The 22,248-nt window shown below is 43.5% G+C and carries 22 protein-coding genes; 13 read left to right on the top strand and 9 right to left on the bottom strand.

The genetic code is table 11. The features are described 5' to 3' along the window. Window positions 1-127: 127 nt before the first annotated feature. Window positions 128-847: a DUF2087 domain-containing protein gene (locus CO692_RS12555; protein ID WP_096742371.1), complete on the top strand. Its 720-nt coding sequence runs from the start codon at window positions 128-130 to the stop codon at window positions 845-847. A gap of 160 nt (window positions 848-1,007) precedes the next feature. Here CO692_RS12555 and CO692_RS12550 read toward each other — a convergent pair whose 3' ends face one another. From CO692_RS12550 to map, 8 genes are all read right to left on the bottom strand, one after another. Continuing rightward, window positions 1,008-1,535 (bottom strand): type II toxin-antitoxin system Phd/YefM family antitoxin, encoded by a 528-nt coding sequence (locus CO692_RS12550; RefSeq protein WP_096742370.1) that lies wholly within the window; start codon window positions 1,533-1,535, stop codon window positions 1,008-1,010. A 101-nt stretch (window positions 1,536-1,636) separates the two neighbouring features. Then, complete coding sequence (locus CO692_RS12545; protein ID WP_096742369.1) at window positions 1,637-3,994, bottom strand: heavy metal translocating P-type ATPase; 2,358 nt, start codon at window positions 3,992-3,994, stop codon at window positions 1,637-1,639. A 127-nt stretch (window positions 3,995-4,121) separates the two neighbouring features. Next, window positions 4,122-4,331 carry a copper chaperone CopZ gene (copZ, locus tag CO692_RS12540; RefSeq protein ID WP_077453509.1) on the bottom strand — a complete coding sequence of 70 codons (210 nt, stop codon included), beginning with the start codon at window positions 4,329-4,331 and terminating at the stop codon, window positions 4,122-4,124. A 37-nt stretch (window positions 4,332-4,368) separates the two neighbouring features. Beyond that, window positions 4,369-4,815 carry a CopY/TcrY family copper transport repressor gene (locus CO692_RS12535; RefSeq protein WP_008377382.1) on the bottom strand — a complete coding sequence of 149 codons (447 nt, stop codon included), beginning with the start codon at window positions 4,813-4,815 and terminating at the stop codon, window positions 4,369-4,371. Window positions 4,816-4,956: 141 nt separating this feature from the next. Next, the gene (locus tag CO692_RS12530) at window positions 4,957-5,943 is read right to left on the bottom strand and encodes an aldose epimerase family protein (RefSeq protein WP_096742368.1); all 987 of its coding nucleotides are present in this window, start codon (window positions 5,941-5,943) and stop codon (window positions 4,957-4,959) included. Window positions 5,944-6,228: 285 nt separating this feature from the next. Next, on the bottom strand, window positions 6,229-7,455 hold the full coding sequence (locus tag CO692_RS12525; RefSeq protein WP_096742367.1) for a glycosyltransferase family 4 protein: 1,227 nt from the start codon (window positions 7,453-7,455) through the stop codon (window positions 6,229-6,231). Between the two features lie 19 nt (window positions 7,456-7,474). Then, the gene (locus CO692_RS12520; RefSeq protein WP_005237256.1) at window positions 7,475-8,398 is read right to left on the bottom strand and encodes a YihY/virulence factor BrkB family protein; all 924 of its coding nucleotides are present in this window, start codon (window positions 8,396-8,398) and stop codon (window positions 7,475-7,477) included. A 79-nt stretch (window positions 8,399-8,477) separates the two neighbouring features. Then, entirely contained in the window at window positions 8,478-9,242 is a 765-nt protein-coding gene (gene map / locus CO692_RS12515; protein ID WP_096742366.1) for a type I methionyl aminopeptidase, read from the bottom strand. A 176-nt stretch (window positions 9,243-9,418) separates the two neighbouring features. On the opposite strand from map, the gene CO692_RS12510 reads away from it, so the two are divergent. Then, the gene (locus CO692_RS12510) at window positions 9,419-9,865 is read left to right on the top strand and encodes a flavodoxin (protein ID WP_096742365.1); all 447 of its coding nucleotides are present in this window, start codon (window positions 9,419-9,421) and stop codon (window positions 9,863-9,865) included. Window positions 9,866-9,919: 54 nt separating this feature from the next. On the opposite strand, the gene CO692_RS12505 is transcribed toward CO692_RS12510, so the two are convergent. Beyond that, complete coding sequence (locus CO692_RS12505) at window positions 9,920-10,495, bottom strand: TetR/AcrR family transcriptional regulator (protein WP_005228861.1); 576 nt, start codon at window positions 10,493-10,495, stop codon at window positions 9,920-9,922. 231 nt (window positions 10,496-10,726) lie between these two features. On the opposite strand from CO692_RS12505, the gene CO692_RS12500 reads away from it, so the two are divergent. The 11 genes from CO692_RS12500 to vanS all read left to right on the top strand — a co-directional run bounded on the left by CO692_RS12500 (window position 10,727) and on the right by vanS (window position 22,185). Further along, window positions 10,727-11,962, top strand: a complete 1,236-nt coding sequence (locus CO692_RS12500; RefSeq protein ID WP_096742364.1) for an aminopeptidase — start codon at window positions 10,727-10,729, stop codon at window positions 11,960-11,962. Between the two features lie 143 nt (window positions 11,963-12,105). Further along, window positions 12,106-12,753 (top strand): metal-dependent transcriptional regulator, encoded by a 648-nt coding sequence (locus CO692_RS12495; RefSeq protein ID WP_015510150.1) that lies wholly within the window; start codon window positions 12,106-12,108, stop codon window positions 12,751-12,753. A gap of 9 nt (window positions 12,754-12,762) precedes the next feature. After that, window positions 12,763-14,289: a glucose-6-phosphate dehydrogenase gene (gene zwf, locus CO692_RS12490; protein WP_081118418.1), complete on the top strand. Its 1,527-nt coding sequence runs from the start codon at window positions 12,763-12,765 to the stop codon at window positions 14,287-14,289. A gap of 103 nt (window positions 14,290-14,392) precedes the next feature. Continuing rightward, the gene (thiD, locus tag CO692_RS12485) at window positions 14,393-15,181 is read left to right on the top strand and encodes a bifunctional hydroxymethylpyrimidine kinase/phosphomethylpyrimidine kinase (RefSeq protein WP_086293079.1); all 789 of its coding nucleotides are present in this window, start codon (window positions 14,393-14,395) and stop codon (window positions 15,179-15,181) included. Continuing rightward, window positions 15,178-15,657, top strand: a complete 480-nt coding sequence (locus CO692_RS12480) for an ECF transporter S component (RefSeq protein WP_015510153.1) — start codon at window positions 15,178-15,180, stop codon at window positions 15,655-15,657. Before thiD ends, CO692_RS12480 begins: the two co-directional genes overlap by 4 nt. Before the next feature lie 5 nt (window positions 15,658-15,662). Next, window positions 15,663-16,211: a TIGR01440 family protein gene (locus CO692_RS12475; RefSeq protein ID WP_077453516.1), complete on the top strand. Its 549-nt coding sequence runs from the start codon at window positions 15,663-15,665 to the stop codon at window positions 16,209-16,211. Between the two features lie 338 nt (window positions 16,212-16,549). Beyond that, window positions 16,550-17,602, top strand: a complete 1,053-nt coding sequence (gene vanC / locus CO692_RS12470; RefSeq protein WP_086293084.1) for a D-alanine--D-serine ligase VanC — start codon at window positions 16,550-16,552, stop codon at window positions 17,600-17,602. Then, window positions 17,599-18,171, top strand: coding sequence for a D,D-carboxypeptidase/D,D-dipeptidase VanXY (vanXY, locus tag CO692_RS12465; RefSeq protein ID WP_096742363.1), 573 nt, complete (start codon window positions 17,599-17,601; stop codon window positions 18,169-18,171). Before vanC ends, vanXY begins: the two co-directional genes overlap by 4 nt. Next, the gene (vanT, locus tag CO692_RS12460; protein WP_086293088.1) at window positions 18,168-20,270 is read left to right on the top strand and encodes a membrane-bound serine racemase VanT; all 2,103 of its coding nucleotides are present in this window, start codon (window positions 18,168-18,170) and stop codon (window positions 20,268-20,270) included. The genes vanXY and vanT overlap by 4 nt, the downstream gene beginning before the upstream one ends. A 99-nt stretch (window positions 20,271-20,369) precedes the next feature. Further along, window positions 20,370-21,065: a vancomycin resistance response regulator transcription factor VanR-C gene (gene vanR-C, locus CO692_RS12455; protein WP_034872470.1), complete on the top strand. Its 696-nt coding sequence runs from the start codon at window positions 20,370-20,372 to the stop codon at window positions 21,063-21,065. Continuing rightward, window positions 21,055-22,185, top strand: coding sequence for a vancomycin resistance histidine kinase VanS (gene vanS / locus CO692_RS12450; protein ID WP_312779473.1), 1,131 nt, complete (start codon window positions 21,055-21,057; stop codon window positions 22,183-22,185). The genes vanR-C and vanS overlap by 11 nt, the downstream gene beginning before the upstream one ends. Window positions 22,186-22,248: the final 63 nt, after the last annotated feature.

The raw sequence follows: 22,248 nt of genomic DNA, 5'->3' as shown, positions 1-22,248 counted from the left end.
AACACAAAAAGGCGACAATTTTAAGCAACGGATGAAATTAATCTAATAACGATAAATTCGTTTGCTCATTTACAAACGAAATCAATTTATGTTAGTATATATCTAAACAACAAAAGGAGAACCCAAAATGAAACCTTATCAAGAGTTTACCATTTCTGATTACCAGCAAGGATATGTCGCAACATCAACGGAATATTGTTGCGTATTTTGTCAGGAGACCTTCGACAAAGAAGAAATTTATCCCGTTGATGGCGCCTTTTTTACAGCAAAAAAACGAATGATGCAGCATATTACTGACCATCACGGAACCGTTTTGTCCGCATTGTTGGCTTTACCCAAAGAACAAACAGGCCTATCAGAAAGTCAGCAGGAGATTTTACAACTGTTTGCCCAAGATATTAGCGATACTGTGATTGCCCAGCGCTTAGGTATCTCTTCTTCGACCGTCAGGAATCATCGCTTTAAACTAAAAGAAAAACAGCGACAAGCGACTGTTTTTCTAAGTATCATGTCCTTGTTGCAAGATAGCCCGCTGCTGCCGCCTCACAAAGGGGCAACGATGCTTGATGATCGCTATGCCATTACAGCTAGTGAAAGAGAAAAGATCATTGCCACTTATTTTGATGAAACGGGGTTTATCAAACAATTTCCCAGTAAAGAAAAGCGCAAGATCGTTGTCTTAAGTGTACTGGCACAAAAATTTGATCCGAAGAAAAATTATTCAGAAGCTGCCGTAAACGATGTATTAAAACAAGCGATCACCGATTACGTCACTGTCCGACGTTATTTGATCGAATACGGATTTATGCAACGGACGAAAGACGGGAAAACTTACTGGCTGACTTAAAACCTAGACTGTAACTGGCTGGAACTTTTGTTGGTTCGATGGACAGTATCTTTCACAGTTTTAAAAAGTTAACAGCTCCAGTTTTTTACAAAAAAAAGACAAAGTACGAAAACACCCGTACTTTGTCTACTGTCTGAAACGCTGGGACAAGTTCCAGCGTTTATTTTTCTTTTAGAAAGATTTTTTTGATGATCAATTTATCAAATAATTGCGTTTGATTGTCTTGTTCCCCAATGACTTCAGCAGTCACCGATTTGCCGTCTTGTTTTTTGCGCAACTGATAAACAATCTTGCCTGTTTCTTTCAATTCGTTCACCATGTCGACGATACCGCCAAAACCTGTTTTACGAGTGATGAAGCCTAACGCCACCATCCGCTCATCTAAATTTTTTGCCGAGATGCTGGCACCGGTGATCAGCGCTTGCCGCATGATTTGTAAGAATTCCTCTAGCCCTGCCACTGGCGGCTGTTCGGGTTCTTCTTCCATCAGCGGTCGCTGACGCAAAGAATCTAATTCCTGCAATAACGTTTCATACTGCTCTTGTGTCAACATGACCCCCGCCACTTTTTCACGATTGAATACATATACTGCTGTTCCTGCTTCTCGCGCTTGATTAAATACATCCATCGGAGATTTTTTTACTTCAGTAATTGAAGTAGTGGGAACATCCAACTTCTTCAGTTCCATAATCAACGTCCTCCTTGTCTCAACGAACACATTATAGCATAAATCCAGAAGCAGATTATAGAGGTATTTCACTGCTCCTAGGAAAAGAAACAAAAAAGCGGCTAATCGCCGCTTTTTTCGATTGATAAGGTCATTGCATTGATGGCAACGATGATCGTACTCATAGACATCAAGACAGCTCCGACTGCTGGGTTCAAAATGATCCCGATCGGTGCGAGCACGCCAGCTGCCAAAGGAATGGCAAAAATATTGTATCCTGCGCCCCACCAGAGATTTTGAATCATCTTGCGCCGTGTTTTTTTCGCCAAAGTCAAGAAGTGCAAGATGTCTTGAGGTTCGCTATTCGTCAAAACGACATCGGCTGAATCGATCGCTACATCGGTACCCGCTCCGATCGCAATCCCGATCGTCGCTCTTGCAAGACTTGGGGCGTCATTGATCCCATCGCCTACCATTACGACGCGCTTGCCCTCTTTGACATAGTCACTGACTAGACGTTCTTTATCGTCCGGCAACATTGCCGCATGAAAGGCTTCGATTCCTAGGTAATCGGCTACGGCTTGCGCCGCTTCTTGGTTGTCCCCTGTAGCCATAACTGGCGTGATGCCTAAGTCTTTTACTTTTTGAATAAATTGACTCGCTTCTGGTTTCACCTTATCCCCTAATGCGACGATTCCTTCCACTTTGCCGTCATGAACCAAATAGCTGATGGTATTGCCCTGTTCTTGATAATTTTTCAAGGAGTTCCCTTGATATTGAATGGTTAATTGCTCCAATCCTTTTTGATTGACGATCAACCACTTCTGTCCATCGATCACGCCTTCCAGACCAATACCCGTCCTTGTTTGAACATCAGTCGCCTTTTTGGCTGTAATGTTTTCCTTTTCTGCTTGGGCTAAAATGCCTTCTGCGATCGGATGATTGGCGGTTTTCTCAAGACCTGCTAGGTAAGCGAGTACTTCTGATGCAGAAAGGCTGCCAGTCGCCTCGATGCCAGTTACGGTAAACGTTCCTTCTGTTAACGTACCGGTCTTATCGAGGATCAGATAATCAACATGATGCGCATTCTCCAGTGCGTTGCGATTTTTTAAGAGCAAGCCATTTTTGGCAGCGATCGATGTTGAACGAGCCACGACGAGGGGAATCGCTAGCCCTAACGCATGGGGACAGGCAATGACGAATACCGTGACCATTCGATCAAGAGCAGTCGGTAGGTCAGCAACAAACAGCCACACAGCAAATGCCAAGACACCAGCAACTAACGCAATATAAAACAACCATTTTGCCACTTTGTCCGAAAGTGCTTCTAAGCGGGATTTATCAGCTTGGGCTTTTCGCACCATTTCCATGACTTTCGCTAAGTAGCTGTCTTCCCCAGTCCCTGTGACTTCCATCGTGATGGTACCATTGCCGTTGACAGATCCTCCAATGACAGTACTGCCGATGGTTTTAGGTACCCGTCTGGATTCACCGGTAACTGCCGACTCATCGATCGTTGTTTCTCCTTCAAGAATCGTTCCGTCTGTAGGAATCTTATCTCCTGAGCGAACGATCAACTGTGTTTTGTTGGTCACTTCTTCTAATGGAATCTGTTCTTCTGATCCATCTGCATTTTTCCGAATCACTTCTTTTGGCAATAGTTCTGCTAATTTCTGTAATGCATTGCCAGCATTAGAAACGGCATTCATCTCGATCCAATGCCCCAACAACATGATCACGATCAGAGTCGCTAGTTCCCAGAAGAAATCCATTACATGAGGAACAGCAAGAAAATGATTGGCGATAAACGCGTAAAGACTATAAAAATAAGAAACCGTGATCCCCATGGCAATCAACGTCATCATGGCTGGTTTTTTTTGTTTCAATTCCATTTTCGCACCACTTAAAAACGGCTGCCCTCCATAGAAAAACAGGACCGTTGCTAAAAGCAATACGACCCAATCTGAACCAGGAAACGTGAACTGAAAGGGCAATTCGATGCCCATCATTGGTGATAAAATGACGATTGGAATCGCCAAAACCAAGGATAGCCAAAACTTTTGCTTAAAATTTCCCATATGCATACTATGATCCATGCCACCCATTCCATGATCCATATGTCTATGATCCATACCAGACATCTCATGATTCATGTGACTATGGTTCATACCAGACATCTCATGGTCCTTGTGGCCGTGATCCATGCCAGATATCTCATGATCCATGTGGCTATGGTCCATACTGGAATCCTTATGATCCATGTGAGCATGGTTACTATCGGCGCTTTCATGCTCCTGCTGTTTTGATGTCACCCCTTGATGATCCACCCCATTCATCTCATGGCTAGGCTCAGGGACTTCCTCCGCCTGTGGGTGTGTTAGTCCTTCTTGCCCTTTATTATCCTGCTCATTCCTAGGTTCATGCCTATGATGGCTTGACGTCTGACGATTGTCTGCAGGTGACGTTTTTTTCTGATTCATCCTAGTATTCCCCTTCCTATTTCATTGCATGTGCGCACAGTCTTGCTCCTTCATACAAAAGCTTCAAGCGGCTGGACACTTTTCATTTGTTTTGATTTTTTCCTTTTCACTTTAGCAATTCCATCGCTTACTCAAATACCCCTTGATAACCCGCTTCGGAGACCGCATTGACTAAGGCTGTTTCTGTCACTTGCGACTCGTCAAACTTGACTGTTCCGCGAGCTTTTTTCAAGTCCACTTTAGCTTTTTTCACACCCGGTACGTCACTAAGCGCTTTTTCAACTTTTGCCGCACAATGGGCGCAATTCATTCCGCTGATTTGCATATTTTTTTTCATTACGATTCCTCATTTCTTTTAACAGTTCGTTGGCTACTTATTTTGTTGCATGGGTTTTGCATTGGCACTGACCAGGAATACAATTACACGAAATCGCTGCTACTGGCACTTTTTGGTCGACTGCTGCTTGGAGCATCGCCAAATCTTCTGCCGTCAATGCTGCTTCTTGGATCATTTCTGCTAATGTCTGCCCAACTTTTTTGGCACAAATATGAGAAAAAAGATTCTCAGCTGCGCTGCGAACGGTTGCTTCTTCGGAAACAAGCGGCGAATAAACAAATTTTTTTCCTTGGCTTTCTGTTTTCAATACGCCTTTTTTGACGAGTCGTCCTAAAAGCGTCTTGACTGTCGCTGCTTTCCAATTTTTATTTTCGCTCAATAAAGCGGTGATCTCTTTCGCGTCGGATTGTCCTAATGTCCAGATCACACGCATGACTTCCCATTCAGAATCGCTGATTTTGATTGGTTCGACCACAGATTGCATTTGTCCACTTCCTTTCATAATTGATTCACATTTTTAAGTTTACATCTGTAATCGGATTTTGTCAAAAAAAAGCATCGCCAAACTTTCTGCGTTTTGACAATGCTTTTTTCTTTTTAATTAAAAATGATTTGGTTCCTATGCTTAAAAGTGGATCTGATATGTCGTCACAGAGTGGAAGGGTTCTTCTGGACGCAGTACGATCTCACCAAAGTGGGGAAATTTTTCAGAGCCAGGAACACCTTGTGTTTCGATCGCCATCCCGCCATGATTGGCAAAAGGACCGGTCTTCATTGGTGCACCAGCTTCTCCTTCACCCGTCGTATAAATAACAACAGCAGGACGGTCGGTGGTTACAGTCAGCTGCACTTTTTGATCGGGACTGGTTACTTTCAGATCCCATTCTTGCCCATGATCCAATAAGAACGGATCATCCAACATCGTCGTTCCCATCGGGCGTTCTTGTCTAAAATCAAATTTTGTGCCTGCGACAGGCGTTTTTTCACCGGTGGTCGTCACATCGTCATTCGTTTCAGCCACATGTTCGGCATTGATTTGAACCAAGTGGTCATCGATCGGCTGTTGCGTATCACCTGTCAAATTGAAATAACCGTGGTTCGTTGGGTTAAATAAAGTCGCTTTGTCTGTGTTGGCATCATAAGCAAGCAATAGTTCATTGTCATTCGTCAACGTATAAGTGACTTGATAACGAACATTTCCCGGGAAGCCGCCATCGCCATCTTGTCGTGTGGTAGTAAAAATCACGCCGACATTGTCTGCTTCCTCAAAGGTTGCAGCGATCCAGATATCGGTGTCAAGTCCCTTGGAACCGCCATGAAGCGTATTGCCACCATCATTGTCTTCCGTTTGGTATTCTTGTCCGTCGATCTCAAAGCGAGTACCGGCGATCCTTCCTGCCACAGGGCCGATCGTTGCGCCATAATAACGTGCTTGACGATGTCCTTCGATCGTATCAAAACCGACCACGATGTCGCGGCCTTCTTCTACTGGAACGACCCAATCCAATAAGCGTGCGCCTTCAGGACTTAGTCTTACGATGGTACCGCTATCATTAGAGAGCTCATAAATCGTCCCCATTTTTTCTGAGGTTATTTGTTTCACATTTGGCATTCGTTCATATCCTTCTTTCTTTAATTAGTCTGCTACTCTTTTTAAGTATAGCCGTTATGGGCTAGATCCGTCAATTCAAGACGGAAGGATTCAGCAGGAATTTATTTTATGCCGGGCCGTTTTACACAAATAAAAAGCGGCAAGAAGGGCCAACGGGTTGATTGAATCATGGTCAGCTGATCGTGAGAGAAAGTACTAGGAGAAGCACTGGCTGCTCCTGTCTTTTCTTCAATGATCAATCACATTCGTTTCACCTGTTGGTCTCCTATGCCGCAATTGTATCGTTTATTTTTTGTGTTTTGCTTGGTAATGTTTTCTCTTTCGTCGCTTTTCTTTGATTTGAGAAGCACTGGAAGCCAAATCAAAATCCTCGCTTCCCTCTTCTTGCTTGTCTTGTCTTTTTTCTGCCCGCGCCATGAGGACTTTTTGCCTGAATCGACGGTTTCCCAAGAATTTCAGTGCACACATCAATGGTTGACGATTTTCTCCTACCAAACCAATCAATTCGATAAACAATTCAATACCGAATCCTGTACTGATGATCAGTAAAATGATTGCGGTGTTGCTGGCATAATTCATCAATAACGCAATAAATGAAAACACCATCGCCAAGGCATAGATTGTCAAAACTGTTCCTCGGTGGGTAAACCCTAAGGAAAGTAAGCGATGATGCAAGTGCATTTTATCCGCCGATGAGATTTTTTGTTTATTAAATTTTCTGCGAATCATGGCATAGACGGTATCCGTGATCGGTACTCCTAATATCAGCATCGGGGTAACCACAGTAATGAAGGTCGCATTTTTTAAGCCTTGCAACGATAGGACGGAGATCATGAAACCTAGAAAAAGTGCCCCAGTGTCCCCTAAAAAAATCGTGGCTGGATAAAAATTATAAGGAAAAAAACCAACGATCGCGGCGATCAGCGTAAAGATCACCATCGGTACTTCAACTGAATTCGGTAAAAAGAAGTAACTGATGATCCCAATGGTCGTCAGACTGATAATAGAGACCCCACTCGCTAGACCATCCAAACCATCAATCAAGTTGACTGCATTCGTGATCGCCAAAATCCACAGGATGGTCATAGGCAGTCCAAGCCACCCCAAATCAAAAACCCCAAGATAAGGGATCGAAACCGTACTGATTTTGATGCCGGCAACAAAATAGATCTCCAAAGCCGCTAACGTCAAGCCTAGCGTTTTTTGCATAGGGGTCAACTCGAAGATATCATCCAATAATCCAGTAACTACGACGATGGCTGCCCCTAAAAGCATCGGCCAGACGTAGTCAAAAGGAATCATTGCGCGAAATTCCCAAAGCAATGCAAAAGAGAAGGAGAGGAAGATACTTAATCCCCCTGCGGTCGGCATTGTTTTGGTGTTGATTCGGCGATCTCCTGGTCGATCGACTGCGCCGATCTTAAAAGAAATCAATTTAATGATCGGTGTTAGGATTAAAGACACGATCATTGTTATAAATAAGCGCATTACAAATTTGAATGCAAAATCCATCGTTTATTCTCGCTTTCCGTTATTTCTCTTTATTGGTAAATGTATCCTCGATTTTCGAAGAAATCCGCTGAACAGGATCTGTTCGTTCTTTGATCTCTTGTCCTGATACATACTCTTCTACCACTGCGTTGATGATTCCACCCAAGATAATAATCGTCGCAGCAAGATTCAACCAGATCATTAAAACAATAAAACTTCCAATAATTTGATAGCCAATGATTTTCGCAGCAAAGTAACGGGCGTATAAGCCAAACACTTGTGACAGCAACATCCAGCCAATCGTTGCAAAGATCGCCCCCGGCAAAGTCGAACGCAACTTGACCTTCGCATTAGGGACTAACCAATAGATCAGCATCATGATGAACAGCAAAGCAACGATCGTGACTGGCCATTTGACTGTTTGGAACGTATCGATCAGATTGTCTTGAAACTTAAAAATCGGCTGCAAAAAATCAAGAATGATTTTTCCAAGCCCAAATACCATCGTAACACCAACGATCGCAATCATAAAGAGCAGGATGATCACAAATGATACTGCGCGCACCACGATAAAATTGGAACGCTGGTCCACACCGAAGGCTTTGTTCATCGCAATTTGCAAGGCATTGATACTTTGACTCGCCGACCACAACGCCGCTAAAGCGGAGATCGACAACAATCCACCAGAGCTAGTGGTGAGAAGATTTTCGATCGCTGGGCCGATAAAATCATAGATTTGATTCGGGATCAATTCCTGTACATAAGATAAAACCGTGTTCGGATCAATTGATAAATAAGGCAAAAGATTCCCCAGCGCAATCATTAACGGGAAAAGTGAAAGCAATAAATAGTAGGCCACGACGACCGAAGTGGTCCCCATTTCTGAATCAGTTATTCTATTTTGCGTCGTTTCGATGAAACGCATCAGCTTTTGATTGCTTTTTACTTTATCAACGATTTTCATGTTTCTTCCTCCGCCAGCGAATCATCTGCCTTTTTTTCTTTGTCATACGTAACAATCAGAAGTCTCCTACCGCCAAAATTTAGTAGGTGCCTTCTTCTCCTTGAGAAGTTAAAATTTTCGGACCATCTTTGGTGATCGCCAAACTATGTTCATATTGGCAGCTTAAGCCGCCATCTAATGTATAGGCGGTCCAGCCATTAGGATCCATTTTCATTTTCCACGTCCCTGTATTGATCATAGGTTCGATGGTAATAACCATACCTTCTTTTAAACGTAACCCTTTGCCGGCTTCTCCGTAGTGAGGGATCATCGGACTTTCATGGATCGTTGGCCCAATGCCGTGTCCTACGAAATCACGCACAACCCCATACCCTTCTTTTTCCGCATACGTTTGAATGGCATGACCGATGTCACCGATTCGGTTGCCCACTTGCGCTTGTTCGATTCCTAGATACAATGCTTTTTTGGTTACTTCCATTAATCGATCAATCTCAGGCGTCGAGTTCCCTACGACATAACTCCAGCAAGAATCAGAAATGGCACCTTTTAAATCAATACACATATCGACTTTGATCAGATCGCCGTCTTTCAATGGTTTTTTTCGAGGAAACCCGTGACAAATCTCATCATTGATACTGCAGCAAGTGGCATATTTGTAATCTTCAAAACCAATTTGGGCAGCGATGCCGCCGTGGCTTTCAATATAATCTCTGACAAACACTTCGATATCCCAACTCGTGATACCTGGTTTGATGAAACTGCGTAATTGTTTGTGGACATCTGCTAACAGCGCGCCGGATTCGGCCATGCGGTCAATTTCTCTGGCAGATTTTAATGTAATCATGTTCTCGTCTCCCTTAATTAAATTCCTCTTATTTTACCATAGAAATCCCTTATTTTACAAAATTCACAGACATTGTAAAGAGTTTTTCAAGTTTTGTTTTCAAACTTTCGTGCATTTGCTATAATCTGTAAGAGAGTTTTCCTTGAGAATAGGAATGAGATTGGAGGAAAAAGCCCATGGCTTTAGCAAAAATCGTCTATGCAAGCATGACGGGGAATACGGAAGAAATTGCGGATATCGTTTCTGAAGCCCTTGAAAACCTTGACATGGAAGTAGAAATGAATGAGTGTACCCAAGTAGATGCAGATGACTTTGAAGATGCTGATATCTGTATCGTTGCAACGTATACATATGGAGACGGAGAACTACCGGATGAGATCGTCGATTTTTATGAAGATTTGCAAGAACTTGATTTAAGCGGCAAAATCTTTGGAGTCTGTGGCTCCGGCGATACTTTTTATGATGACTTTTGTAAATCCGTTGACGACTTTGAAGCCGCCTTTAGCAAAACTGGTGCGACAAAAGGAGTAGACAGCGTCAAAGTTGACTTGGCTGCAGAAGAAGACGATATTCAAAACTTAGAAGCCTTTGCCAATAAACTAGCAGAAGCATTCGCTGAATAAAACAAGAAAACCTCTGACAAAATCACTTGATTCTGCCGGAGGTTTATTGTTTGCTTAATGATAGCTGATATCGATGGGTGTTTCTCTTGCTAAAATATTATCGGTGGTTTCCGTCATCAGCTTAGCAATCTGATCTTCTGTCGGATGAATGATTCCCGAAGACATCAATGCCGCTAAGCCAGTAGCGACGATCCAGACACCGGTGTGCAAAGATTGTAATTTTACATCAGAAAGATCTTGATATTTTGGTTCTTTTTTCACTGATTTCACAAAAAGGTCAAATGAAAACTGTTGCATGGAATCCCCACCACCATGCTCTTCTAAGTATAGCGCTCGGTATAATCGTTTTTCTTTATTTGCAAAGCCAATATAATTTAACGTTAAGTCAACGATGACATCTCCCCGTCTCTCAACTGGAAAGACTTCTGTCGCTAAGTAGTCGTAAATCTGATTGATCAATGCATTTTTTAAGTCATCCATATTTTTAAATTCTAAGTAGATCGGTTGCGTTGAACATTTCATCTTCGCTGCGATATTGCGTGCGGTAAAACGTGTAAATCCTTCGGTTGCGACAACTTCATAGGCAGCTTTTAAAATCTGGTCTCTAGTAATAGTTTTCTTTCTTGCCATAATTTTTTAATCTCCTTAATTCTGCTATACATCGCTTTCAGAAATACCTTTTACTTATTGTATCATGTTTTTTTAAGTTTGCAAAAAAACTTTTAAAATTATTGCCCTTAGTGTTTCCAGTTTTTCAATTTGAAGACCACTGTTTTTTTGCTCTCTTTTTCGTTTGTTTTCAAAAATACTTAGTGCTATCATGAAGACAGTTATAATTTTAGAATAAATGGAGGAATTTTAATGGTTTTACCAAACTTTAATCAGAACCTTGAAAAATATGCCCAACTGATCACAGAAGTTGGTGTGAATGTCCAAAAAGGGCACACCATCGTCATCCAAATCGCCGTGGACCAAGCACCGTTAGCTCGACTATTGACAAAAAAAGCGTATGAGCTAGGCGCTGATGAAGTAATCGTTCAATGGACCGACGATGTGATTCAAAAAGAATTTCTTGCGCATGCAGCTGAGGATCGTTTGTCTACGATCCCTCAACACAAAATTGATCAAACAGAAGATTGGGTCGAAAAAGGTGCGAGCCGCATCAGTGTCGTTTCTGCCAATCCCGATGCGTTAGCGGGCGTTGACTCAGATCGGGTCGCCGCTTTCCAAGCAGCTTCTGGTAAGGCGATGATGAAACTGCGTCAAGCAACACAAGCCAACAAAGTCAGCTGGACCGTTGTTGCTGCTGCAGGTCAAGATTGGGCACAAAAAGTGTTCCCTGATGCTTCCCCAGAAGAAGCACAAGACAAGCTATGGGATCAAATTTTCAAAACGACGCGTATCTACGAAGAAGATCCTGTTGCTGCTTGGAAAAAACATGATGAAACACTGCAAGTCAAGGCAGAAGAATTGAACAAAGAACAATTCAGCGCATTACACTATACAGCACCGGGTACCGATTTGATCATCGGCCTACCAAAAAATCACTTGTGGGAAGGTGCTGGCAGCTACAACACCCGCAATGAAAAATTCATGGCGAACATGCCGACAGAAGAAGTCTTTACTGCCCCAGATAATCGTCGCATCAATGGCTATATTTCAAGTACGAAACCATTGAGCTACGCAGGAACGATTATTTCTGGCATGAAATTCACCTTCAAAGACGGTAAAGTCGTGGACTTTTCTGCAGAACAAGGCGAAGAAGTGTTAGGCAAATTGCTAGCGATCGATGAAGGAGCGAAATCTTTAGGTGAAGTCGCTTTAGTCCCTGACCCTTCCCCTATCTCACAATCTGGCATCATCTTCTTCAATACGTTGTTTGATGAAAATGCCTCAAACCACTTGGCTTTAGGCTCTGCTTATGCCTTCAGCTTACAAGGCGGCACTGAGATGAGTGAAGAAGAACTGGCAGCGGCTGGTTTAAACCGCAGCCAAACCCACGTAGACTTCATGGTCGGCTCTGACCAAATGTCCATCGATGGCATCAAAGAAGATGGCACCACAGTTCCTGTCTTCCGCAATGGTGATTGGGCTTAATAAAAAAAGGCTGAGGTGGAGTAGCTCCCCTCGGTCTTCTTTTTACATAGAATATTGAGAACCGGCGGCTTTTTTCATAGTAATCAGCTGGCTTTTTTGATAAAATCTACTTTGATAGTCTTTGATAAGAGAGGATGGATCCGATGACACCAAATCGTGAAGATTATTTAAAGCTCATCTTAGAGCTTGGTGGTGACCAAAAGAAGATCAATAACAAACAAATCGTGTCAGGTCTGGACGTCTCAGCAGCTTCAGTAAGTGAAATGATTTCAAAATTATTAAAAGAAGGCTTAGTGGAACATTCACCTTATCAAGGGGTACAGTTGACTGAAACTGGTTTAGCTTCTGCAAGTGCCCTCATTCGTAAGCATCGTTTATGGGAAGTCTTTCTTGTAGAGCACCTGCATTATTCATGGAATGAAGTTCATGATGACGCAGAAGTTTTAGAACATGTCACCTCAGAAACATTGGCGAGCCGCTTAGAAGCCTACCTTGATCATCCTCGGTATTGCCCACATGGGGGAATGATTCCTGAACAAGGAGAACTCATTCACGAAGGCGAAAAAAATACCATGAGTTCTTATCCGGTAGGAACCAAGATTCGTATCGCCCGTGTCCTTGACGAACGAGAACTGCTGGATTATCTCGTTTCGATCAAATTGAATATTCATGAAGAATACGAGATCATCGATGCGGCAGCATACGAGGGTCCGATTACGATCAAAAATGACACAAAAGAAATTGCTGTCAGCTACAAAGCCGCCAGCACGATTTTTGTCGATAAACTGTAAGGAGTGAAGATGATGGAAAAAAAGGTCCTTTTTACGATTTTTGGCGGTACGGGCGACCTTGCCCAACGCAAACTATATCCTTCTTTGTTTCGGTTGTACAAAAAAGGCGATTTGAAAGAAGATTTTGCAGTCATTGGTACTGCACGCCGTCCTTGGTCGGATGAACACTATCGTGAAGTGGTGATGGGTACAATCAAAGAGTTGAGTGACTCACAAGAACAAGCAGAGACATTCGCTTCTCATTTCTACTACCAATCACATGATGTAACAGATACGAGCCATTATGATTCATTAAAGGATTTGGCGGAAACCTTAGATCAGAAATACCATTTAGAAGGCAATCAGATTTTTTACTTAGCAATGTCCCCTAATTTCTTTGGGACGATCGTTTCTCACTTGAAATCCCAAGGAATGCTGGATACTGACGGCTACCATCGGGTGATCATCGAAAAACCATTTGGAAGCGACTATGACTCAGCAAAAGAATTGAATGAAGAGATCAATCAAGTCTTTACAGAACAAGAAATCTACCGGATCGATCATTATTTAGGAAAAGAAATGATCCAAAACATTTCTGCGATTCGTTTTGCCAATAACATTTTTGAGTCGATGTGGAACAATCGGTACATTGACAATGTTCAGATCAATATCGCAGAAAACTTAGGTGTTGAAGAACGCGGTGGTTATTATGATAAGAGCGGCGCCTTAAAAGATATGGTCCAAAACCATATTCTACAGATCCTTTCCTTATTAGCCATGGAGCCGCCAGTGGCTTTTTCTGAAAAAGAGTTACGGACAGAAAAAATCAAAGCCTTAAATGCGATCCGTATCTACTCCGAAGAAGAAGTGAAACAACACTTCGTTCGTGGTCAATACGATAAAGGACAATTAGAAGACAAGAAATTTGTTGGCTACCGTGAAGAAGCCAATGTCGATGAAAAATCGGCAACGGAAACCTTTGTTGCTGGAAAATTCTTGATCGATAACTTCCGCTGGTCCGGCGTACCATTTTATGTACGCACCGGGAAACGCTTGACGGAAAAAGGCACTCGCATCAACATTGTCTTTAAACAAGTCCCAGTCAATGTCTTTAAGCAAGACCTGAATGAACAAAAGCAAATCGAGAGTTTGGCACCGAATGTGCTGACGATCTACATTCAACCGACGGAAGGCTTCTCTCTTTCCTTGAACGGAAAAGAGATTGGCCAAGGGTTTGAAACATTGCCAGTGAAGCTCGATTACCGAAATAGTACTGAAATCGTCGAAAACACCCCTGAAGCTTACGAAAAACTGATTCTAGATGCCTTGAACGGTGATGGCACTAACTTTACCCACTGGGATGAAGTTGCCCAGTCTTGGCGCATCGTTGATGTGATCCGTCATGCTTGGGACCAAGAAACACCTGATTTTCCAAATTATGCCGCAGGAACGATGGGCCCCCAAGCAGCCTATGATCTCTTAGCTGCCGATGGATTTGAATGGATCTGGCGTCCCGATGAATGGTATCGTGAGCGAGATTTACTAAATGAGAAATAAGCAAATGGTCAATTGGATGAGGAAAAAACATCCAATTGGCCGTTTTTCTTTTTTACCGACTGTTTATAATAGAAAGAAATGAGAAATGAAAGGAGCAGCAGACATGAAACAAGTCTTATCGATCGCCGGTCTCGACAGTTTGGCAGGTGGCGGCATGACGGCTGATTTGAAAACATTTGAGGAATTCGGGGTGTTTGGCCATGCCCTATTAACATGTGTGGTCGCTATCAAGGATGATCTTATGTTCCATGATCTTCCTGAGCCTGTGGTCCAAGCACAGCTAGATTCACTGCGTTCGGTCGTATCACTAGATGCAATCAAAATCGGGCTGCTTCATCAAACGGCCATCATTGAATTGCTGCGGGATTTTTTACAAGCATTTACCGGACCAATCGTGCTCGATCCCGTTCTCGCCTTCAAAGAAGGAGATACTGCCTTTAACAACTCCTATCAAGCAGGATTGATCTCCTTGTTTCCTTACACAGCATTAGTGACACCTAATCTGCTCGAAGCACAACACTTATCTGGACAAAGGATTACCTCCTTAGCGGAGATGAAAACGGCGGCAAAAAAAATCCATGCATTGGGTGCCCCAAATGTTCTGATCAAAGGTGGCAGTCGACTAACCGGGGAAACAGCCTACGACCTTTTATACCACTCTGGACAGTATACTGTTTTTGAAGCAGAAAAAAGTACCCGACCCACAACCAACGGTGCTGGTTGTACCCTTTCATCGGCGATTGCCGCTTTACTTGCCAAAGGTACTTCATTGGAAACAGCTGTTCAAACTGCAAAAGCATTTGTTTGGGCAGGAATTGAAGAAGGGCTACCTTTAGGTACCTCCGGAAACATCAATCAACTTGCCTACTTCAGAAAGGATGAATACGTATGAAAGTAAGAAACCTAACGACGATCGCCATGCTGACGGCACTCACGTGTGCACTTTCTTTGACCTTTATCATTCCTGTTCCGCAAACGAAGGGTTTTGTGACCTTATGTGAAGCAGGAATCTATATCTCGGCCCTTTTGTTTGGACCTAGCGCCGGGGCCTTCGTCGGTGGAATGAGCGGCGGCATCATTGATTTTCTATCAGGTTACCCTGAATGGGCCTTCTTTTCCATCGTGATTCATGGTGTACAAGGCTGGATCGTAGGCAGAATGAGCCACCGGCCACTAGCAGCCGTCATTGTCGGCAGCTTGATCATGATTGCTGGCTATGCAGCAGCAACAGTTTTACTATTCGGGTTAGGCGCTGGGATCGCCTCGATTCCAAGTAATTTGATCCAAACGGTCTTTGGCAGCATCGTTGCTTTACCTCTGACGCATGCCTTGCGCCGCACGAAAAAGTTTTCTTTAAATGAAAGGTGATTCTTATGACAGATATCAATCAATTAAAAACGGATTTAACTACGATCGTTGAAGAAGTCATTACGACAGCGAACGTTGGTGAAAACGATCTTTTTGTCCTTGGCTGTTCAACAAGTGAAGTCGTGGGCGGCTTGATTGGCAAAAATTCCAGTCAAGAAGTAGGCATGATCATCGTCGAAACACTGCGAGCGATCTTGCGTCCTAAAAATATTCATTTAGCCGTTCAAGGCTGTGAACACCTCAATCGGGCTTTAGCCGTTGAGCGTAAAACGGCTCAGCTCTATCACTTAGAAGAAGTCGCTGTAGTGCCCCAGCTGCATGCAGGCGGTGCTTGCTCAGTCGCGGCTTTCCAGCTGTTCGATGAGCCTATTGAAGTGGAGCACATAGTGGCAAAAGCTGGCATCGATATTGGTGACACAGCGATCGGCATGCATGTCAAACATGTACAAATCCCGATCCGTCCCTCTATTAAGACCCTCGGCGCTGCCCATGTCACAGCTCTGGGATCACGGCCCAAATATATTGGTGGTCCTCGTGCGCATTACGCACAATAAGCGAATCGTATAATAAGCGAAAAGCCATCTTCAAAAGCAAAAAGCATGCTTCGGCGTGCTTTTTTTGTGTCAACAAACCTGCTATTGTCTCCCTTTTCCTTAAGAGTGCTCTCCTTTCACTATTTTCTCCACTCCATCATATGGCAGCTTTTTCTACTTCAAAGGCTAGTTTCTTTCTGGTGTAATAAGAGCGGCAGCTGTCGCCTTCCTTTTGTCATAAATTCGTCAGAATTTCATCACAAAAAGAAAAGAAAGATACCAGTAAGCCCGTAAATTTCTTTTTTCTTTCCTTGATAGACTGAATGTAGCAAGAATCGAAAAGTGGAAGGAAGAAAAACATGAAAAAAATCGCCATTATTTTTGGAGGCAATTCACCGGAATACACCGTTTCTTTAGCCTCAGCAACTAGCGCAATCGAAGCACTCCAATCATCTCCCTATGACTATGACCTCTCTCTGATCGGGATCGCCCCTGATGCTATGGATTGGTATTTGTATACAGGAGAACTGGAAAACATCCGACAAGACACGTGGTTGTTGGATAGGAAACATACACAGAAAATCCAGCCGCTATTCGAAGGAAACGGCTTTTGGCTAAGTGAAGCGCAGCAAACGTTGGTACCTGATGTTTTATTTCCCATTATGCATGGTAAATACGGGGAAGATGGCAGTATCCAAGGATTGTTTGAATTGATGAAGCTGCCTTATGTAGGCTGTGGGGTGGCAGCCTCTGCCTTATGTATGAACAAATGGTTGCTGCATCAAGCTGCAGCAACCATTGGCGTACAAAGCGCCCCTACGATTCTCTTGACAAATCAAGACAACCAACAGCAACAAATCGAAGCCTTCATCCAGACCCATGGCTTTCCAGTTTTCTTTAAGCCTAATGAAGCGGGCTCCTCAAAAGGGATCACAAAAGTAACTTGTGTTGAAGAAATCGCTCCTGCCTTGAAGGAAGCCTTCGCTTATTGTTCCGCAGTGCTCCTACAAAAAAATATTGCCGGTGTTGAGATCGGTTGCGGTATTTTGGGTAACGACTCTTTGACTGTCGGTGCTTGTGACGCTATTTCATTAGTAGACGGCTTTTTCGATTTTGAAGAAAAGTACCAGCTGATCAGCGCCAAGATCACCGTTCCTGCGCCATTGCCTGAAACGATTGAAACCAAGGTCAAAGAACAAGCTCAGTTGCTCTATCGTAGTCTTGGTCTTAAAGGTCTTGCTCGCATCGACTTTTTTGTCACGGATCAAGGAGAACTATACTTGAATGAAATCAATACTATGCCGGGCTTTACGAGTCACTCCCGCTATCCTGCCATGATGGCAGCGGTCGGCTTATCCTATCAAGAACTACTACAAAAACTGCTTGTCTTAGCAAAGGAGGAAGTCAAATGAATCCCTATCTACAGTTAGTTAGCAAAGAGTTTCCATTAGAAAAAAAACAAGAACCGCCTTATTTGGTCCTTGCTGCCTTTAGTGAAGACGAGGTTTACTTGCAGCCAGAAGCAGCCAAACAATGGGAACGCCTCGTCAAAGCCTTAAAACTTGAAGACGAGATCTGCTTATTAGATGGCTATCGAACCGAAAAGCAGCAACGGCATTTATGGGAATATTCCTTAAAAGAAAATGGATTATCCTATACGAAACAATTTGTGGCGTTGCCCGGCTGTAGCGAGCATCAGTTAGGCTTAGCGATCGATGTTGGATTAAAGGGTAGCCAAGATGATTTGATCTGTCCACGGTTTCGTGACAGCGCAGCCGCTGATTTATTTACCCAGGAAATGATGAACTACGGATTTATTTTACGCTACCCCGCAGACAAACAAGAAATTACAGGGATTGGTTACGAACCATGGCATTTTCGTTATGTCGGTTTGCCTCATAGTCAAATCATGGCCAATCAACAGTGGACCTTGGAAGAATACCATCAGTATCTTGAACAGACCACGAGGCAGTTCGCATGAAGAAGAATCAGGGAATCGAGCAGTTTCGAGTGCTATTAGCGATGATGGTGGTGGCGATCCACTGTCTACCCCTTCATCGATTGTGGCCCGATGGTGATATCCTGATCACATTGACTCTTTTCAGAATCGCCGTCCCCTTCTTTTTTATGATCAGCGGATATTACGTGTTCAGCGACTTGGCCACCCAAAACAGCTATCCTGCCAGACAGCGTGTCTGGCATTTTATTAAAAAGCAGCTGCAAGTCTATCTCATAGCCACACTGCTCTTTTTGCCGCTTGCTTGGTACAGCGGCATGTTAGGATTGAACATGCCCCTAGGCACTTTTATTCAAACTTTGCTAGTCAATGGCATCCTTTATCATCTATGGTATTTTCCTGCGATCATTACCGGCAGTCTTTTAGTGATGGGACTCTTGGTGCGCTTTTCTTTTAAACAAGTCTTTTTCATGGCTATCGGTTTATACGTGATTGGTTTAGGTGGGGACAGTTGGTCTGGACTGGCTGCCCAAACACCCCTCGCGTCATTCTATTCACTGATTTTCCAACTATTGGCTGGAACTCGCAACGGTATTTTCTTTGCTCCCTTGTTTTTGCTCTTAGGGGTACTAGCCAGAAGATTTGCCCAAAAATCTGCTTCGCCCCATCGCTATAGTTATCTAATGATTAGTCTGATTTGCTTGCTTTTGGAAAGTTATCTCTTGCATCACTTTACCACGCCGAAACATGACAGCATGTATATCTTTTTGCCCTTCGTTCTCTTGTTTTTATTTCCGATCATTCAGCAATGGCAAGCACCCATGATCTGGAAACAAGCGGGTCGTCTGTCCCTTTGGCTCTATTTGCTCCATCCTTATACCATTGCAGTAACCCATTTTCTTAGTCAGAAACTGCCCTTGCTTCAAAACAATCTAATCAATTACTTCGTGGTCTTAGGATTGACCATTGGTGTGGTTTATGGTCTCTTTACTTTGCAAAAGCTATTGCCGTTTCCGAAAAAAACGCCGCCCCACTTGCAGCGGGCAGCCAAAGAATTCTCAGCCCCCGCCCTGTTGCACAACTTGCAGGAAATCAAACGAGTGATTCCAGCCACAACAAAAGTGATGGCGGTCGTTAAAGCAGATGCCTATGGTTGCGATGCGCAATTGGTCGCTCGTACCTTGGAAAGAGTAGGCGTCGATTTTTTTGCTGTTGCCACCATAGAAGAAGCCATCGAATTACGGCGAGCTGGCATTAAAAGTCGCTTACTGATTTTAGGGTACACTTCTGCCCAACGTGTCAAAGAGCTGAACCGATATTCCTTAATTCAAACTATCGTCAGTGAAGCGCATGGACAAGCGTTAGCCCGATCAGGCCTTCCAATCGAATGCCATTTAGCGGTAGATACCGGCATGCATCGCCTAGGCGTTGCCCCTGACCTTGAAACAGTTAGAAGGCTTTACGCCTTGCCATGCCTCAAGATCACAGGCATTTTTTCCCATCTTGGCTCTTCAGATCAGCTAGATACGGCAAGTATCTTACGGACACAAGCCCAAATCACTTGTTTTGATGATCTATTGGCTGGCTTATCCGCTAGAAATATTGCCTATGGACTGACACATCTGCAAAGCAGTTACGGAATATTGAATTATCCAGAGAAACAGTATGATTATGTGCGCCCAGGTATTCTTTTAACTGGTTCACTAAGTGTCCCGAATGAACCAACAAAACAGAAGATAAATGTACAACCGATTTTGACTCTCAAGGCTCTACTGGTAGACAAAAAAACAGTCGCAGCCGGAGAAGCGATCGGCTATGGACTAGGCACTGTTTTTGATCGACCAGCCACGATCGGGATCGTTAGTATCGGCTACTGCGACGGGGTCCCCCGTGCCCTATCAAATCAAGGATTCCAATTGTCTTATCAAGGGGTTTTACTCCCGCAGATTGGGTTGGTTTGTATGGACATGCTCTTGATCGATTTAACGGACTATCCAGAACTGGCGGTCGAAAGTTCGCTCGAAGTAATCAGCGATTGGACGACTACAGCTGATCAAGCACAAACCATTACCAATGAATTGATCAGCCGCCTAGGTTCCCGTATCACCTCTAGTTCAAAGTAGAAAACGAATGCATTCGCTTACGGATTACGGTATGATGTGGGTAGAGTAAATGGTAATGTAAATGAAAAAATGATCGTAGATAGTTGGAGTGAATCAAGGATGGCAGAAAAAATAATCGTTGTTGATGATGAAAAAGAAATCGCCGAGTTAGTCACGACGTTTCTAAGAAATGAAGGCTTCCAAGTGGAACCTTTTTATGATGGAACGAGTGCTTTGGCTTATCTCGAAAAAGAAACAGTCGATGTGGCAGTTTTAGATGTGATGCTGCCGGATATCGACGGCTTTCAGCTGTTACAGACCATTCGCAAAACCCATTTTTTTCCAGTACTGATGCTCACTGCCAAAGGGGAAGATTTGGATAAAATTACCGGTCTAAGTCTAGGTGCAGATGATTATGTGACCAAACCTTTCAATCCATTAGAAGTTGTTGCTCGGGTCAAAACGCAACTACGGCGATACCAACGATACAATCAGTCAGCTGTTCCGCAGAAGATTGAAGAATACGAAAAGGAAGGCTTACTGTTGAAAATCAACAGCCACCAATGTTTTCTTTATGGCAAAGAGGTTTTTTTGACCCCCATCGAATTTAAAATCTTGCTTTACTTATTTGAACACCAAGGATCGGTCGTTGCCTCAGAAACCCTTTTTGAAGCAGTCTGGAAAGAAAAATATTTAGACAACAATAACACAGTGATGGCACATATTGCCCGTCTGCGGGAAAAGCTAAACGAACAACCACGCAAACCGAAATTAATCAAAACTGTATGGGGGGTCGGCTATATCATTGAAAAATAGAAGTCCATTGATTCGGAAACTTTTGACTCAATATTTTATCACCACAGGTGTTTTAATGCTCCTCTTGATTCTGATCCCTTTAACTGTTCGCTTTGTAGCAGGATTGAGGGTTTGGTACGGCTATGAACCCATTTATCAAATATTACGGCTTTTTGCTGATTATTGGCTCGTCTGTCTAGCCATCGGTGCCTTGCTGATCTGGGCAAGTACAACGATTTATTATATGAGTAAAGCCATCAGCTATTTGAATGAAACGATCCAAGCCACGAATCAATTGATTGCCGAACCCACGAAGCGAATCATTCTCTCCAGCAATCTGAACGATGTGCAAGAAGAAATGAACCAGTTACGGGAAAAAAATCTCCAAGATCAACGAGCAGCCAAAGAAGCAGAGCAGCGGAAAAATGATTTGATCGTCTATCTCGCACATGATTTACGCACACCTTTGACCAGTGTGATCGGCTACTTGACGCTGTTAGAAGAGGAACCACAGCTTTCTACCGAACTACGGGCACGCTATACCAAGATCGCCTTGCAAAAAGCCCAGCGGCTAGAATTATTGATCAGCGAGTTTTTCGAAATCACCCGTTTTAATCTTACAACGATCGCCTTACAGACCGAAACCACGGATCTTAGTTTAATGCTGGAACAGTTGACGTTCGAATTTTTACCGCTGTTAGAAGAAAAGAACCTTCATTGGCAACTGCAGCTACAGAAAAAAGTCTTTGCGACCGTTGATACGGAGAAAATGGAACGCGTTTTTGATAACTTGATCCACAATGCCATCAACTATAGTTATGCCGATTCCCCCTTGCATTTAGCCATCAGTGCCTCTGATGTTATCTTGATTCGATTGACCAATCATGGGAAAACGATCCCTGCTGAAAAGATTGGCTTGATTTTTGAGCCTTTTTATCGGATGGACGCTTCACGAGCGACTGCGACTGGTGGAACCGGTCTGGGGCTGCCGATCGCCAAAGAAATCGTTGAAGCATTAGGTGGAAAAATCTGGGCGGAAAGCCGTGACGAAACCATCGTCTTTTCGATTCGCCTACCAAAGGCAGCAATGGAAAAAAATGAACAGCGATCAAAGCCCCATCCATCTGAGCCAACTTCCTAACATGCAAACAACCTGAGCATTTCACTGCTCCCCTTCTGATTTAGAAGGAGGACGAGCTGCTCA

Source organism: Enterococcus sp. FDAARGOS_375 (genome assembly GCF_002393265.1).
GTDB lineage: Bacteria > Bacillota > Bacilli > Lactobacillales > Enterococcaceae > Enterococcus_D > Enterococcus_D innesii.
This window is presented reverse-complemented; position numbering and strand designations above follow the sequence as displayed.

Bases quoted from the DNA above. Each gene is read 5' to 3' on its own strand.
- CO692_RS12555 (WP_096742371.1), top strand. From the start codon at position 128: ATGAAACCTTATCAAGAGTTTACCATTTCTGATTACCAGCAAGGATAT.
- CO692_RS12550 (WP_096742370.1), bottom strand. From the start codon at position 1,535: ATGGAACTGAAGAAGTTGGATGTTCCCACTACTTCAATTACTGAAGTA.
- CO692_RS12545 (WP_096742369.1), bottom strand. From the start codon at position 3,994: ATGAATCAGAAAAAAACGTCACCTGCAGACAATCGTCAGACGTCAAGC.
- copZ (WP_077453509.1), bottom strand. From the start codon at position 4,331: ATGAAAAAAAATATGCAAATCAGCGGAATGAATTGCGCCCATTGTGCG.
- CO692_RS12535 (WP_008377382.1), bottom strand. From the start codon at position 4,815: ATGCAATCTGTGGTCGAACCAATCAAAATCAGCGATTCTGAATGGGAA.
- CO692_RS12530 (WP_096742368.1), bottom strand. From the start codon at position 5,943: ATGCCAAATGTGAAACAAATAACCTCAGAAAAAATGGGGACGATTTAT.
- CO692_RS12525 (WP_096742367.1), bottom strand. From the start codon at position 7,455: ATGGATTTTGCATTCAAATTTGTAATGCGCTTATTTATAACAATGATC.
- CO692_RS12520 (WP_005237256.1), bottom strand. From the start codon at position 8,398: ATGAAAATCGTTGATAAAGTAAAAAGCAATCAAAAGCTGATGCGTTTC.
- map (WP_096742366.1), bottom strand. From the start codon at position 9,242: ATGATTACATTAAAATCTGCCAGAGAAATTGACCGCATGGCCGAATCC.
- CO692_RS12510 (WP_096742365.1), top strand. From the start codon at position 9,419: ATGGCTTTAGCAAAAATCGTCTATGCAAGCATGACGGGGAATACGGAA.
- CO692_RS12505 (WP_005228861.1), bottom strand. From the start codon at position 10,495: ATGGCAAGAAAGAAAACTATTACTAGAGACCAGATTTTAAAAGCTGCC.
- CO692_RS12500 (WP_096742364.1), top strand. From the start codon at position 10,727: ATGGTTTTACCAAACTTTAATCAGAACCTTGAAAAATATGCCCAACTG.
- CO692_RS12495 (WP_015510150.1), top strand. From the start codon at position 12,106: ATGACACCAAATCGTGAAGATTATTTAAAGCTCATCTTAGAGCTTGGT.
- zwf (WP_081118418.1), top strand. From the start codon at position 12,763: ATGATGGAAAAAAAGGTCCTTTTTACGATTTTTGGCGGTACGGGCGAC.
- thiD (WP_086293079.1), top strand. From the start codon at position 14,393: ATGAAACAAGTCTTATCGATCGCCGGTCTCGACAGTTTGGCAGGTGGC.
- CO692_RS12480 (WP_015510153.1), top strand. From the start codon at position 15,178: ATGAAAGTAAGAAACCTAACGACGATCGCCATGCTGACGGCACTCACG.
- CO692_RS12475 (WP_077453516.1), top strand. From the start codon at position 15,663: ATGACAGATATCAATCAATTAAAAACGGATTTAACTACGATCGTTGAA.
- vanC (WP_086293084.1), top strand. From the start codon at position 16,550: ATGAAAAAAATCGCCATTATTTTTGGAGGCAATTCACCGGAATACACC.
- vanXY (WP_096742363.1), top strand. From the start codon at position 17,599: ATGAATCCCTATCTACAGTTAGTTAGCAAAGAGTTTCCATTAGAAAAA.
- vanT (WP_086293088.1), top strand. From the start codon at position 18,168: ATGAAGAAGAATCAGGGAATCGAGCAGTTTCGAGTGCTATTAGCGATG.
- vanR-C (WP_034872470.1), top strand. From the start codon at position 20,370: ATGGCAGAAAAAATAATCGTTGTTGATGATGAAAAAGAAATCGCCGAG.